The organism is Paenibacillus sp. RC67 (assembly GCF_030020805.1).
In the GTDB taxonomy this organism is placed as follows: domain Bacteria; phylum Bacillota; class Bacilli; order Paenibacillales; family NBRC-103111; genus Paenibacillus_S.
On record NZ_CP125098.1, the window covers coordinates 5,633,470 to 5,649,619 of the forward strand.

Genomic DNA, 16,150 nt, shown 5'->3' on the forward strand with positions numbered 1-16,150 from the left:
CCTTTTCACAGCGTACAAAAGAATACTATTTCAATTTCGGACAAATTGGTCCGATACAATGCTGTTCTCCGCAATAAGTGTGTATAATTGCACCGTCGCTGACTCCAGCTCAACGCCCATATTTCCCCGAACCTCCCGGTCCAGCTGACGGAATACTTTTAAGGCTTCATTGCGCTTGTCCGCATGTAAGTAGAGCTTGATCAGCTCCCGTCCATCATTTTCAGAATCAGGAGTTAGCTCCAAAATGCGCTGCAAGCTATCAATTGCAAGCAGCACATTACCACTCTTCATAAAGTGTTTATATACAATCCTCAATGCTTGGATATATTTAGTAGTGAGTTTTTCCTGTTTCCATACAGCCCATTGAAAGTCGCAACCATCCAAATAGTCACCTCTACGCAAAGCGTTCATCCTTCTATACTGCCGTTCATCCAAGCAGCCTTCTGATACTGCTGTTTCCATCAAAGCCAGAAATGCCGGCAAATCACTCTCCATTCCATTACCACTAATGACATAACCTCCTCCGCGCTTTTCTATACTGGCAGGAACGCCATTTATTTGGAAGCTTTTACGCAAATAAGATAAGCAGGTATATAAGTACGCTTTCGCTTTCTTAAGATCAGATTCGGGCCAGAGCGATTCAATAATAGTAGATGCTGTAACTTCGTTGCCGCCATGGTGCACTAAAAACGCGCATAGTTCTTTTTCTTTGTTTGTTTTCCATTGAAGCATTCCATGTGCTGTATGAATATTAAATCCGCCTAAACATTGCGCAAAGATTTGTCCAACGCCTGCATTATTGACGGATATACGATCAGATAAGGCTTTCACAATGCGAGAAACCGTGTTACTCAATCTATCTTTCGTAATAGGCTTTAACAAATAATCCATCGAGCCGATTTCAAAGGCTTCAATAGCATATTTTGAAGAAGAGCTAATAAAGACAACCTGTGTATGGGGTCTCATCGCTTTAATCTTCCTCGCCGTTTCCATCCGCTTTTTCCCAGGCATTTGAATATCCATAAATACTACATCCACATCGGTCGCTTCAAGCTCCTTTAATGCTTTCAAAGGATTGTCGTAGCGTGTAACAATAATCGCTACGTCACAAAGCTCAAGCAATAAAATCTCCAAACGATCCAGCGCGTTTTCATCGTCATCTATCAACATAACGCGAATTATTGCCATTCACTCCTCTTGATCATGAATATACCCTTCGGTCTAAGCGATAGTTTCTTGCAAAACCAAATCCTTGATGATTGTACTAAATGGTTCTCACAAGAAACTCACAATCGCTTATTTAGTTCGTGAATTGCTCCGTACAGATATGTTGTCAATCAAAAAGATCGCCCTCCCATAAGCCTATTTCTAGGCGGAGAGCGATCTTTATTTTATTGAATAACCAAACTTACCACTCATTCAATGAACATTGTTCTTATAATCTGTTGGCGAGAACCCGGTATACTTCTTGAAACATTGACTGAAATATTGCGGATTGCTGTACCCGACCTTCTCCGCTACTTCATAGGATTTCAAGCCGCTCATTCTAAGCAATTCTGTCGCTGCTTTCATACGAACTTGCAGCAGAAAGTCACTGAATGTAATATTTTTCTCCTTCTTAAAGAGAATACTCAAGTAAGTCGGGCTGATATGTACGAAACGGGCGACCTCTTGAAGGGATAACCCTTCCGTACCGTAGTTGTTTTCGATATATTCAATTGCCTTATGAACTATACTTTTCGTTTGGATTTCCCGCTGAAGATTCGTAATGTCAATGAAGCGATTGGTCAACTGACGTATCGAATCAAAGATGTCCTGAACCGTTTGGAATCGTTCTAACTCATTATAATAAGTGTAGAACGACTCCATACTATCCTTAAATCTTTCATTTCGCTTCACGATCTCTTCCAACTCTTTGAACATAAGAAGACTGATCTCGATTCCGATTAACCGAACTTGAACCAATGACACGAATTTAATTTCCAGCACCTTTTGTTCAATGCCATCCAGAATAGCATGTGCTTCTTTATGCAGCCCAAGCTTAACCTTCATAACAAGTTCACTCTCTAATCCGTTTAATATGATTTCCGTTGAGCAAGTGGGGGGAAGACCCGTATCCCCAACAGTCAGTACCCTATTCTTGCCGATCATATGTCGGAATTCAATAGCCGCTTTCGCATCACGATAAGACCTTGAAATATCACCAGGATGATCATAGATAAAGCCAATCCCGACAGTCACAGTCGTTTTCAAATATTTTTCTACATTACCTCGAATGGTCTCCGCTATTTGTAGCGTGTTCTGTTCGATCAGGTCCTGCTCTCCCTCTCCACAATAGATGATAACAATCTCTCCATCCTCCGAATCGAAAACAACTCCCTCATAATCTCGCAACATTTCCTCGGCAACATTCAGTATGCAGTATTTCAGCATTTCTTTACCTAAGCGGTTCTGGTAATCGGGATAGCTATAATCGTCTGCAGTTAATAAGATAACCACATATCGGGCTCTTGGCAGTCTGAAATTGAGAAAGTCGCTGTGGGAACGAATATCGTCCGCGGATAAATTCTCTTTAATTAATTTCTCCAGAAATCTTTGTCGCAGCAGTGGCATGCCTTCAACGACCTTCCGCTTCATTTCGTTCTCATATTCAAGCTCGGCCATCGCCCTTTTGGCTGTGTCCAAAAGATGTTGAGTATCAACAGGCTTCAGCAGATAGTCAAAAACCTTTAATTTCAACGCCCGATGAGCAAGCTCAAATTCGTCAAAGCTGGTCAGCATAATAATCTTCATTTCTGGGAACTTCTCTTTCACAACCTCCGTCAGTTGAAACCCATCCATAAAAGGCATTCGGATATCTGTTAATAGAAGATTAGGCCTCACTTCAGCAATCAGGCTTAAAGCTTCCTCCCCGTCTCTAGCCGACCCAACGAGAGTAAATCCATTCTGTTCCCAAGGGACCGTCCGCGACAACCCTTTGCGAATAATGCTGTCGTCATCTACAATGACCACCTTCATCATATTAACACCCTCCTGTTTGTTATCCATAAAATGGGATTCTTATCGTCACGATGATACCACCATGAAGTTTATTTTCGTAGATTAGGCCATAAGATGTTCCATAGTTAAGCTGAAGACGCTTATTTACATTAAGAATGCCAAAACCCAGCACACTCTCACTAGCTTCCTCTACCATTAAACTTTGATTAATTGCTTTCACGTCTTCTTCTGGCATCCCCTTGCCGTTATCCTCCACATATAGCTGTACCTCTTGATTATTGTGTAATTGCCCCCAAATTCGTATCAAGCCTTGTCCTCGTTTTTGCTTCATTCCATGATAAATAGCATTTTCAATTAAAGGCTGTAAAGTCAGCTTAACAATATGGCAATTCATTATTTCCGGTTCGATGTCAATTTCATAGCTAAAATCCTCGCCATACCTCATCTGCTGAATATACAAATAATTTCGGATATGCTCGATCTCTTGGGATATTGGGATATTTTCATTCCCTTTATTAATGCTAATTCGATAGAAGTTAGATAAAGCTGTCACCATCTTGGCAGCGTCTTTATTTTCTTCCATATCACAAAGCTGTTTAATCGAAAATAACGTATTATACAAAAAATGAGGTTTAATCTGGGACTGTAGAACAGCCAACTCCGCTGACCTCTTCTTCTCCTGCTCCTCCTTAACTTCCTTTAACAGATTCTTGATTCTAAGCGTCATTTCCTGAATGCCTCTGCTAAGTATGCCGATTTCATTAGAAGGAAACGTTTTGTACCTAATTTCCAAATTTCCATCGTCAATACGATTTACTTTATGGGTTAATTTAATCAGTGGCTTTGTAATGATATGAACGATAATATTGGAGAGAATTGCAGCAAACACAATGACCAATAGCATCACCGTAATGATCACCAATCCAATAGAATTCACCTTGTTAAAAAGCTCACTTTCCGGCACAATTGCAGCGATCTTCCATTTATTGATGCTTAACGTATCGTAAACAATCAACATCTTTTCGCCATATTTATTCGTGATATTGATTTGACCGGAGGGCTCATCAGCTGTCATTAGCTGCTTTTGCAAAACTGTATCATCCATATCATAGTGTTGTTCTACATTTTTAAAGCTCATTACCCCATCATTGCTAACGATGCATAAATAACCATTGGTGCTGATCTTCGCATTGTTTAATAAATCGCTAAAGTATCGACTCTTCAAATTCATCATGAATATTCCCTTTGTATGCGATGTATCTTTGCCAAACATGCGATAAACACTGATCACCTGCGGTGTAGCTAACTTATCTTCATCATGTATATTAAGCCATTTCATTACCGATAGGCGATCGCTTTCCAATTTATTACTGTAATCTTCTAAAGATATATGGACGGTTGAGCCTAAAGAATTTTGTTTAAAAAGAGATACTCGTCCCTCATTGTAATAAAACAATACAGAATCCAGCATGGAATAGCGTTCAAAATAAGAGTCTAATGCCTTATTCATAAAAATGTAATCCTCTGGGTCAAGGGAAACATCCGGAGCATCCGTCTTATTCATTATAGTTATCCATTCGGATTTATTTTCCAGACCAATAAGTTCCACAATAAACGCAGTTAGCTTATCGTTTAATAGGCTTTTCGTTTGAGCAATAGTATCGTTTAAATTGGTGTAAGCGTTTTCTTCTAACTGCTGTGAAGCCAGAATAAATGAAACCGTACCTGTGACCAGAACAAATAATATGATAATGGGGACAAATAACCAAAGGATCGTTGATTTTAATGAACGAAATACCGGCACAGAGTTTCTCCCCCTATATAACAACATTCAGGGAGAACAAATGATTGTTCACCCCAAATGTGATGGATACATCTTGCTTATTTTTTCATTGCAGCATCATAGTCCGCTTTGGCTTTTTCCATCGAAGTTGCCCAGCCTTTAACGAATTCATCAACGGTCATTTTACCTGTCAGCACTTTTTGGAAATCAGGCTCCAGCTGTTGAGTCGTGATCTTTGTATAATCCGGGAGATGAGTAGGAAGACTTAATGAAGCCGTATCTTTGTCCGCCAGTACTTCTGCCGCTTGTTGGATATGCTGCGTGTTTTTTACGTAATCACTTTTCAGTGAATCGGTGTTAGTAGGCATTTGACCAATATTTTCATTCCAATACGTCTGGCTTTCGGCATTCATTAAGAAGCTTAAGAATTTCCACGCCTCCTGAGGATGTTTGGAGTTTTTAAACATGACCAATCCATTGGCAACAGGAACTACGACTCTTTTTCCGTTAGCTGCTTTGGGTGGAATGACACCGGCAAATTTACTGTTACCTAGGTTCGTTACGTGGTCGTTATAAGAACCAAAGTTATGTTGAATGATGGCCGTTGTACCTGTGTCGAACGTTGCGTTCATTTCTTTATTACTGTTAGTGACGTCACTTACAGGCGTATTCTTTTTATATAGAGCTACATACTTATTCAAAAATTCCGTGATTTTCGGATCTCTAACCGTAGCTTTGCCATCAGGCGTAAAATATTCTGTGATACCGGAATAGGCATAAATCATAGAGGTAAGCTGATTGATGCTTCCTGACCCTCCGCGAATGCTGAATCCGTAACGATTATTTTTGATATCCGTGAGCTTATCAACATCCGTAAAGAAGTCGTCCCAGGTTGTAGGTGCTTTCAAACCTGCTTCCTTTACCCAATCTGTTCGATACCAGAGTATATCCAAGAACATCGTATGCGGCAGATAATACAGCTTTTTGGATGCTGTCAGCCCGCGATCGAACTCAAGTATATTTGATGCAATCTTGTCTTTATCACTCCAATCCTTAAAATACGGATCGAGTTCTTGAACAGCTCCTTTTGCTACAAAATCGGATAACCACACCATATTGATACCCGCCACATCCGGAGTATCGTTAGCCGCAATGGAAACATCATACTTTTGCTTAGCGCCACTCGCTGGTATTCCCACATATTCAACTTGAATGTTCGGATTTTTAGCTTGAAACCTCTTAATCAATTCTTCGTAAAAAGGAGTTCGGTTAGGGCCAGGATTTTCATCCCAGAATGTAAGCTTCACATTTTCTGTCGATTTGGCGGTCTGATCCGATTTCGTCCCCGTGTTGCTTACCTCTCCTCCACTGCCGCAACCAGATAAGGTCAACGATAAGGCCGAGCCCATTAGTATTAACATCTTAAGACCCTTTTTGTACACGCTAACATCTCCTTAATAGTATTAATATATGCTAAATCCCTTTTCGAATAAAGACTCGATAAGAGAATTAGTTCGAAAATATTAACCCTTTACAGCTCCTGCACTTATGCCTTGTACTAAAAACTTTTGAACATAGGCGAACAAGATTGCCGCCGGCAGTAAAGCAATGACACTTCCTGCAGCCAAAGCCCCATATTGAATGTCATATTCACCCTGCATGTATCGGAGTCCAACCGGTAATGTGAAGAGCGCCTTTTTGCTGATCAGCATGAGGGCAAATAGGAATTCATTCCACGAACCAATAAAAGTGTAGACCATGGTCGCTACGATACCCGGCATAAGGATAGGGAATATAACCAGGAAAACGGACTTCAAACGACTGCATCCATCAACCATCGCCGCTTCTTCAAGCTGTTCAGGAATGTTTGATATAAAGCCACTCATCAAAATAGCATTAAATGGCAGCTGGAACGTGCTATTAATGATGACTAATGCCATCAAATTACTAGTCAGGTGCAATGCTCTGAAAATCTCGAACATAGGAATCAGCAGCATGGCCCCTGGAATAAACTGCGTGCATAACAGTAATAGCATGAACAGCTTCTTGCCTTTAAATTTAAATCGGCTTATCGCATAGCCTACCAAGATGGAGCAAACAAGCACGATAAGTACGGTCAGTGCTGCAACGATTAAGCTGTTGACGAAATACTTGGAGAACCCTACGTTATTCCATGCAATTAGGAAATTATTAAAAGTAGCGGGCATTGGCAAGTACTTTATAGGGAGCTTAGTGATGTCGCTCTCTCTTTTAAATGCGGTGACAAGTGCCCAGAATAAGGGGAATAGAGTAAATACCATTGCCAGAAGCATTGGAAAATATAAAAGTCCTGTTCTTTCCAGTATCCTAGGAAGAAGGGGAGTTGATTTCATGATTGATGTCTTTGTCATGCTTACTCTTCCTTTCCATATCCGCTTAATTTCAAGTAGAACACTGCAAACAGCAGCAGTATGATAAATCCAATCACGGTTAGAGCCGAGCCGTAACCAAAGTCTTGTGCGACAACCGCTTGCTTCACGATGTACATGGGCAGTGTTGTCGTTAAATCAATAGGCCCACCTGTCCCGTTGGTCATTACAAATATTAAATCAACATTATTAAATTCCCAGACAGCCCGCAGTAGTGTCGTTAAGATGATGGTCGTTTTCAAAAACGGGAGCGTAATATGGATGAAGGATTTCCATCTCCCTGCTCCATCCACCACGGCTGATTCATACAAGTCACCAGGAATGGTTTGCAACCCTGCGAGTAAGGCGATTGTGAAGAATGGTATTCCTCTCCATAATTCAGCGGTTACAATTGCAGGAAATGCTGTATGGACTTCAGAGAGCCAAGCAATCTTATGATCGATAAGCCCTAATTTCATAAAAATATCGTTGATCGGTCCTATTTGCTCGTTGAATAAAATTTGCCATAAGGTGGAGGTTACAACCCCTGAAATAGCCCAAGGCAATATGGCTGCAGCTCTGAATAATCCACGGAATTTAAATGCTTGATTGAGCATAAGCGCGATACCCAGCCCGAATAGGAGCTGGAGAGCTACCTCGACGAACACCCATTTAGCCGAGACCCATAAAGTTGAAAGAAACAATTTGTCCGTTGTGAGAATAGTAATAAAATTTTCAAGCCCCACAAATCCATTCTCATAAGCTTTTGCGGGATTGAACTTCTGCAAGCTGAAGTAAAACACATTTCCAACGGGATAGAACAAAAAGACCATAATCAGGACTATCGCCGGAGCGATAAGAATGTAAGGCAACCACTGAATGCGCTGCTTTTGTTTTCTTACGATCGCCCCATTTACAACGGTTGATGAATTGGTACTCACTGGGTTTCCTCCACTTCAAAACTGTTCTGATTTTTCTTACTCGATGCTATATTTCAATTTTAAGACAGCTAGGCTGTATCGAGAATCAAATATCATTATCATTGTGTTTAAGATCATTAACAGTTAAAAAAATAGAGAAGCAGGGATTGTTCCCGCTCCTCTATTTTTGCCAAGCAATCGAGCTAGTTGGTTTTAGTGAGTCCAATAAAGTCGAAGGACTGACCGCTTGCTGCACCTGCTACTGTAAACCTGAACTTATGGCTGCCTGCGGCTAAGGTAGTGCTTCCCACCTGAGTTAGGTACATCCCCTGAAGTGCCGTCGTATCCACCGTCTCATTTACTGAGCCCACATTGTTACCATCGACGGTTAGCTGCATAATAGCTCTACTCGTATTACTTTTTTTAGAGCCAAAAAGCACATCATAGGTACCACTAGTAGGAACGTTAATTGTAAACTCGATGTATTGATTGGCTGCTCCAAAATTCACCTGCAGGTGGGTATTTTTCACTGCACTGTTGCGGTCATGATTACCGGCTGTATCGTCAGCTCCAGAGGCATTAGTATTATTGTTAGACGTTGTGTAACTACCAGCAGGATCTATATCGTAAAGTACGTCCACTGAATGAATCGTATAATACCCGCTTGACGCTGAGTCCTGAGAGGTTACCTTCAAGAGATCGCCTGTATGAAGAAGTGCATTACCTGTCTTAACAGCGTAAACGGTATCCGTCACAGAATAAGTCTGCGTTAGCCCGTCTGACGATTCAATTTCAGCCAAAAGATTGGCTGCGCTCGTGCCTGCATTAGCCATAATTGCGCGACTGGAATTATATACGGTTGCAATATGGGGATGCCCTGCCACTTTTGCCTGTACATAAGTGCTTGAAGGTAGAGCATTAATGTTAATAACATACGCAGCTGTTGTGCCGTCCGTAGACGTCACGATTAACTTATCCCCATTCACAGCGTTAGCTTTAGGTGCACCTCCGGCTGCATTTGTAATCGTATACTTTTGAATGGTTCCATCTGTTGATTTCAATTGATCAGGTATAGATGAAACCGTTGTAGTGACTCCAGATGTTGCTATCCTACGGTCTATGTTATTAACAGCCACTACTGTAGTATTGCCTGCATTCAGCTGCAAATTCGTGGTAGGGAAGGTAAGCGAATAATCCTTGCTTGCTGCTCCATCGGCTGCTGTTACTTTCAGAACATCCCCTACTGTAAGCACATCAATCGATACCTTAGGTGTATTCCCTGAATCAGTGACAACATAAAACTGTTTCGATCCATCCGCAGAAGTGATCTGTGTTAACAGATCGGCAACGGTTGTGCCTGCTGCAATGACAATGGATGCTGTATTCATAGCCTTCAAGTTCGGATGCGATGGGTTCATGACAATATTCGTATTACTGCTGTCTGCTTGTGCAATATGGATCGCATAAGTAGATCGAGTTGTTCCATCCGTCGCTGTAACAATCAGTTTATCTCCTGTCGCAAGCGGCCCGGTACTTTTATCAGCATTACTAACATCCATAACCGAATAGGATTGCACCGAGCCATCGGACGACACGACCTGAGATTTGATATCCGCAACCATTGTGTTAGAAGTTACGTTAACGGTTTTTGCCGCATTATCAACGGCAGTCACGTTCGGATGCACATCCTTCAATTGAATATCCGTTTTGGTTGATGGTGCTGTCACGGTTACCTTTGCGAACTTAATGTAATCGATGACGATAGAGCCCGCGTTAGTAGTAACGAATCTCACCGGATAGCTGCCTGAGGCCGCAACTGTTATCTGCCCCAGATCTACCGGAATAAACAGGTTGGCGGTCGCATTATTTTGATTGACTGGTGAGCCTGCTGCCACTCCGTCGACATAAGCCTGGACAGTAGCCCTTCCCGTCGCATTAGTCTTATACTGATAAGACACATTATAGGTACCCGCAGCAGGAACGACTATGTTGAATTCAATCCACTCTCCGACCGGTACTGCATTCGTTTGTAGATAGGTAATTCCATTCGTTGAAGATGTCGATACCGTAATGGTAGGGATACTCTTTTTCACTGAATTGAGCTGTGATTCGCCTCTAACGACGATCTCAAGTGGAACCCATATGCTATAATCTTTCTTCGTTGTCCCATCTTGAGCGGTTACGACAAGGAGGTCTCCTGTTTCCAGCATTCCAGAGCGCTTCGCAGCGTTTGACGAATCAACAACGGAGTATGTCTGTATCGTACCATCCGTTGATTCTACTTGGTCAATGATATCAGCTACCGTAGTCCCCAATGTAGCCGTAATCGAATTGGTAGCTTTATCGAAATTCGTCAGATTCGGATGACCGGTCAGCTTCAGTTGGATCAAGGTATTATGCGGGTCCTGTACTTTCATATTCGGATAGGTTTGTTTAGTTGGCACTGTAACATTATTGACATCAACAAGAGCAGTAAGCTCATTGCCCCATTTATCCTTATAGTAAGAAGAGTTCTTAATGGTAATATTACTTGCATTTTTTAATTGGATGACATTAGGGTTGCCCGCTCCACTGACCATTTTGATCTGATCCATTGTCGCATTTTTAACATCATCCAGTACGAAGGCATATCGATCATCATTTTTCTCAAAATTGGTCGTGACATTGGTAAAACTAAGTCCATCTACATGCCTTGCCCAGAATCCGTATGACGGTTGTTCCCCAATATCCGAAATGTTGTACTTGCCAACACCTAGCTCAGGAGGATTAATCTCCGAATCAGCAAGGCTGTTTCCACCCTTTACTAGAACGGCGACATTCTCAAAATGTAAATTTTCAATATAGCCTATGCTGCGTCCATCCGGCAATACAGGGCCTCCTTCACCCACCTTGTAACCGGCTATGATAGGCGTTGCCTTACTCTGATTTGTATATTTAACCCATCTCTTGGATGGATCGCCGTATTGGCTGCCTCCATAAACCTCTTCAATATTTACATCCTTGATAAACACGTTCCTTACCTGCCCAATATTGACATTCGTACTTAACAGCTCATCTCTTTGCACACCATTTTCCATAAATTTCATTCTTTTTGCATCGCCGCCGATGACACGACCTCTATTGGAAATAGAAATAAAGAACGGCGCTCGCGTACGTCTCATTTCGGATTTATGGTGTACCGTACCTGTCTTGCCATAGTTCAAATAAATATTTTCAATATGACCGCCGTCATTCGTGGAAATAGAGAATCCTGCTTTGTTTCCCGCCAGGACATAAATGTTGTCCACATATACATTTTTAATATCATCCACCGTTTCACTGCCAATTTGGAACAAATTACAGTTGGTGTCCCCAATAATATTGCGAACATAGAATGTTGTTGCAGGTCTTGTAAAGCCTAGCGAAGAGTCGCTGCCTGGCTTGACAATATCATCGGAGGTACCTTTGGCATAAATATTTTTAGCGGTCACGTAGCTGCTTTGCATGTAGTCAAACACATCTCTGGCGCCGCCGCTCCCCTTATCATAATAAAAGTCATGTGTATTGATATAATCCGTACCGGTAGCCAGCATAGCAAAATGGCCTGCCCTATCCACTCTGAGCATATTGCTGATGTCGGTTTGCCTTACTTCATTGGTACCATCTGCATTAATGCTTTGAATATAGTAAGGTTCGTCCTTCGTAGGCGAATTGGTCTCTTCGTACCACAGGTCAAGCCCGTTATCCAAGCCGCCGAACTCAAAGTTCGTACACAGCTTTACAGTGACCATCTTATCCGTACGATTGTCCGCAGTATTATCCATAACGCCGTCGCCGGTTACCAGATTCCCATTGCCTGTTATTTTACCGTTACCAATGATTTTGATATTATCCAAGCGTTCACCAAAAAACATACTGTTTCTAAAGTAATGATGACCTACATCCTGCTTCGTCAAGTAATTTTCTGGGTCCTTGTAAGGTCCTGTAGACGTTGCGGATGTACCGGACCGATATCCTTTGTCGGAGAAATACGTTGTCTCCGGGGCATCGCCGCCTTTTAAAGCAGCTATGGCAGCATCTTGATGGATATACAGATATACATTGCTTTGAAGATGAACTGTTCTCACATTAAAAGTGCCATTTTCAAACAGCAGCGTACCCCCGCCTAAAGAGTTCAAATATATAATGGCATTATTGATGGCTTGGGTATCATCCGCTTTACCATCGCCCTTTGCTCCCATGAGCTTGGCATTGAACTTCCCTGTATAGAACTTAGCAGTATTGGAGTCTCCCTTATTCTCACCGTCAGTCACCACAAGCTTAAAGTAATACTCTGTATTCGGAGTAAGGTTAGCTACCTCTACTTGCTCACTTTGTACACTAACTGCAGTGCTGCTCTCGGTCCATGTAGCTCCCTTATCCATTGATTGCATCAGCTTAATGGAAGAAGCATTCTTAGCGGCACTCCAGTTGAACTTCGCCTTCGTATACGTATCGCTGCTTTCCTTATAAGTAAGGCTTTTATCTAAAATTCGATTGAAATTGCTTATCGTATTGACTACCGTCAAACTGACTGCGCCCGTAGGGCTTTGTAATACTTCCGGTTCCGATGTCGTGTAACAAGCTTCAAATGCATAGCTGCCTTCCTTTAGTGCCACACCTTCGAAAGTAATTTCAAGATCGGCTCCATTGGCTGGTCTAAAATCAAGCCCTTTAAATGTGATGACCTGGCTGCCATCCCCATTGTTATCAACGCTAACTGTACCTACCTGCTGGAACCGGTATCCCGCACCCGTTCTGCCTACCGATTGTGTCGCAAGCTCTGAGAGCTTTACTTTGCCTCTTCCAATAACGTTTACCGAAGTATTATTCATAGTTGCATTGATTCCCTTAGGAACCTTTAGTACAACCTCAGTCGATGGGCTTCTCATCCCCGCAAAGAAATTCAAGACGACATCGGATGAAGTATTGGCCGTTATTGTGCTATTGATGAGCTGCATCTTACCCCTTAACGCGCCTTTGATGACATTAATCGAATAGTCGCGGGCAGCTTGACCTGCACTTACCGTTAAAATGTCACCTTGTACTACGGAATCTGTCTTATCTTTGATAGTCCCATTTGTTCCCTTGACTGTATAGGATTGAGCAGCGGAGCTCTTGGAAATGATTTGGTCTAGCAATTCCTCTACGGATTGTATAGCCATTGTAGTTAGACCCGCACCTTCGGCTGTATCGACTGTATAAATATAGGTGCTGCCTGATGTTATATTAATGACATCACCTGTAATATCACTAACATAGTTATAATTGGTTTCTTTCAGTTGAATGTCCGTATCAGCGACCGTTACTTCGCTTTTGGCAGGAACTGTGATCTTAATGCTTGCTGTGCTTGCTTTTGAATTATCGGATGTTCTCGTTACTTCAATTACGAGGTCCACTGTTGTTTGTACTGTCGGAGGTATTATCGTTCCATCGAGAGCTATGATGCTTGGATCGCTTGATGTCTTGATCGCTACTGTGAAACCTGGCGGCACGATGGGTAGTGTGATCGCCGTTGCGTCCTTCGCTGGCGTTGCAATCGTCGTAATTGCTCCGGCCACTTCTGCTGCTGTTTGTTGAACTATGCTTTTTGCTGGTACAACGACTTCAATGCTTGTTGTGCTCGCTTTGGAATTATCCGATGCTCTTGTTACTTCAAGTATAAGGTTCACCGTTGTTTGTGCTGTCGGAGGTATTATCGTTCCATCCAGAGCTATGATGCTTGGATCGCTTGATGTCTTGATCGCTACCGAGAAACCTGGAGGTACAGTCGGTAGTGTGATCACAGTCGCGTCCTTCACTGGGTCCACAATCGTCGTTATTGCACCGGCTACTTCTGCTGCTGTTTGTTGAACAACACTCTTTGCTGGTACGACGACTTCAATGCTCGCTGTGCTCGCTTTGGAATTATCCGATGATCTCGTTACTTCTAATTCGAGGTTCACAGTTGTTTGTGCTGTTGGAGGAACTATCGTTCCATCCAGAGCTATGATGCTTGGATCGCTTGATATCTTGATCGCTACCGTGAAACCTGGTGGTACAGTCGGTAGTGTGATTGCAGTTGCGTCCTTCGCTGGGGCTGCAATCGTTGATATTGCACTGGCTACTTCTGCTGCTGTTTGTTGAACTATGCTCTTTGCTGGTACGACAACCTCAATGCTTACAGTGTCTGATTTGGAATTATCCAAAGCTCTCGTTACTTCCAATACGAGATTCACAGTTGCTTGAATTGTTGGAGGAACTATCGTTCCATCCAGAGCTATGATACTTGGGTCGCTTGATGTCTTTATCGCTAAAGTAAAGCCTTCCGGTACAGTAGGTAGCGTTAAAGCAACAACATCCTTCATTGGTGCTGCAATCGTTGTAATTGACCCAGCAACTTCTGCCGCGGTCTTGCTCAAAATAGGATTACTCGAACTTCTTCTAGATGAACCTCCAATCGGTGCCGCTGCAGTTATATCCGATTTAACACCGTCTGCTATGGTAATGTTTGTAGGTCTGGTTTCAATTTTGACGCCATCTGCATTGATTAAAGCGGTTTCAATTTTTCCCGATCCTTTGATTTCAATGGGAGCATCCATTTTGAAATTCGTAACAGTCGAATCTGGAGCCATCTGGACGGACGTGCCTGCAGCTGATTTTTGTATGTCGACTTTGGCCACCGTTCCACCCAAAAGATCTAACTTTGCCTTAGACTGGACGTTTAGCTGGCTTACCTTCCCATCGAGCACCTTCACGCTTGAGCCGACCGCTTTCTCCTTCACGTCGATTTTATCCACGGAGCCATGGGTTACCTGAACAGTCACCCCCGGGGCTTCAATCGAAACACTGGTAAAATCCCCATCCAGTATGATTTGCTGATCACCAGCCATCGTTCCAACGACTTGAACATCCCCAAAGCCTTTACCACTTTTATGATCTGTTTCCAGCTTGGCACCGGAATTCAGTTCAACATAAGGGATTTCCGATGATCCTTGCATGAGGATACGAACTTTACCGTCACTTTTAACTACGAGCAATGTCCCAGCCAACGTAGAATTATTAATGACGATACTATGCTCGCCTCCGCCTCGAACAACAGTTCGGCCTTTAACCGTAACATGGTCCAAGGAAACGTTGCCGTCCCCAACACCCGGTGTAATATATAAATCCCCTGAAATCGTCATGTTTTTCAGATTTACATCTTTTGTATTTATAACCAGGTTGGAGTTCACATTTTCTGTATAGTTGCCTGCTGTACCTTTCAATTCACCAACAACGCTATCGATCATTTTTACGAATTCTGCTCTCGTGATATTAGCCAAAGGATCGAAACGGCCATCCTCCCGACCGGATACATATCCGCCTTCAACCAATGCGTTGACATGATCCTTACTCCAGCTGGCAATTGTGCCTGCATCGGCAAATCGGTCTGACGCCTTTTTGTCATGAGCCTTCAAGTCAAACGCTCTGGAAAGGATCACCGCAGCTTCCTGACGACTGATTGGTGCTTCAGGCTTGAAATTCCCATTGTCATCTCCGAACACGATACCCGCTGCTGCTGCTTTGGATATGTCCTTTGAGTACCAGGCGCTTGAAGATACATCAGGGAAGGTCTGAGTCGCCTCTCTCGGATAAGCGAGAACTCTGTTCACTAGCGAGACAAATTCTGCCCTTGAAATGGGCACGTTAGGCTTGAATGTTCCGTCTTCGTACCCGTTAATAATTCCTTTTTGAGACCAATTACCAATCTCCCTAGCTGCCCAATGAGTAGAAACATCTGAGAAAGAATCTTTTGCATTAGAGCCAGTTGAGGCTGCTGTTGTCTTAGTTGTATCGACATTTGCCGCCAAACCAGTCGTTCCCATAGAAAATACCATCGAGAATACCAGGAACGAAGCAACCGTTTTCCTCGTCTTGCATAGCATGACTAATCCCCCTTATACGTGATAGTACTATTATAAGGATTAGCTGGTTCATTTAACGTTTAATATTTTTATATGATTGTTTAATTTCATATTATTATTAGCAAGCATCAGAAAATTTGCCGTAATTAAGAACAC

General features: G+C 42.5%; 7 protein-coding genes. All 7 read right to left on the bottom strand.

The annotated features are described in order from the left end of the window. Positions 1 to 30: 30 nt before the first annotated feature. Entirely contained in the window at positions 31 to 1,188 is a 1,158-nt protein-coding gene (locus QMA13_RS25545; protein WP_282936529.1) for a response regulator, read from the bottom strand. 231 nt (positions 1,189 to 1,419) lie between these two features. Then, positions 1,420 to 3,021, bottom strand: a complete 1,602-nt coding sequence (locus QMA13_RS25550) for a response regulator (RefSeq protein WP_282936530.1) — start codon at positions 3,019 to 3,021, stop codon at positions 1,420 to 1,422. A gap of 19 nt (positions 3,022 to 3,040) precedes the next feature. Next, positions 3,041 to 4,804 (bottom strand): sensor histidine kinase, encoded by a 1,764-nt coding sequence (locus tag QMA13_RS25555; protein ID WP_282936531.1) that lies wholly within the window; start codon positions 4,802 to 4,804, stop codon positions 3,041 to 3,043. 77 nt (positions 4,805 to 4,881) lie between these two features. Further along, on the bottom strand, positions 4,882 to 6,225 hold the full coding sequence (locus tag QMA13_RS25560; protein WP_282936532.1) for an ABC transporter substrate-binding protein: 1,344 nt from the start codon (positions 6,223 to 6,225) through the stop codon (positions 4,882 to 4,884). A gap of 81 nt (positions 6,226 to 6,306) precedes the next feature. After that, complete coding sequence (locus tag QMA13_RS25565) at positions 6,307 to 7,173, bottom strand: carbohydrate ABC transporter permease (RefSeq protein WP_282936533.1); 867 nt, start codon at positions 7,171 to 7,173, stop codon at positions 6,307 to 6,309. A 2-nt stretch (positions 7,174 to 7,175) separates the two neighbouring features. After that, on the bottom strand, positions 7,176 to 8,111 hold the full coding sequence (locus tag QMA13_RS25570; protein WP_282936534.1) for a carbohydrate ABC transporter permease: 936 nt from the start codon (positions 8,109 to 8,111) through the stop codon (positions 7,176 to 7,178). A gap of 182 nt (positions 8,112 to 8,293) precedes the next feature. Then, the gene (locus QMA13_RS25575; protein ID WP_282936535.1) at positions 8,294 to 16,015 is read right to left on the bottom strand and encodes an S-layer homology domain-containing protein; all 7,722 of its coding nucleotides are present in this window, start codon (positions 16,013 to 16,015) and stop codon (positions 8,294 to 8,296) included. Positions 16,016 to 16,150: the final 135 nt, after the last annotated feature.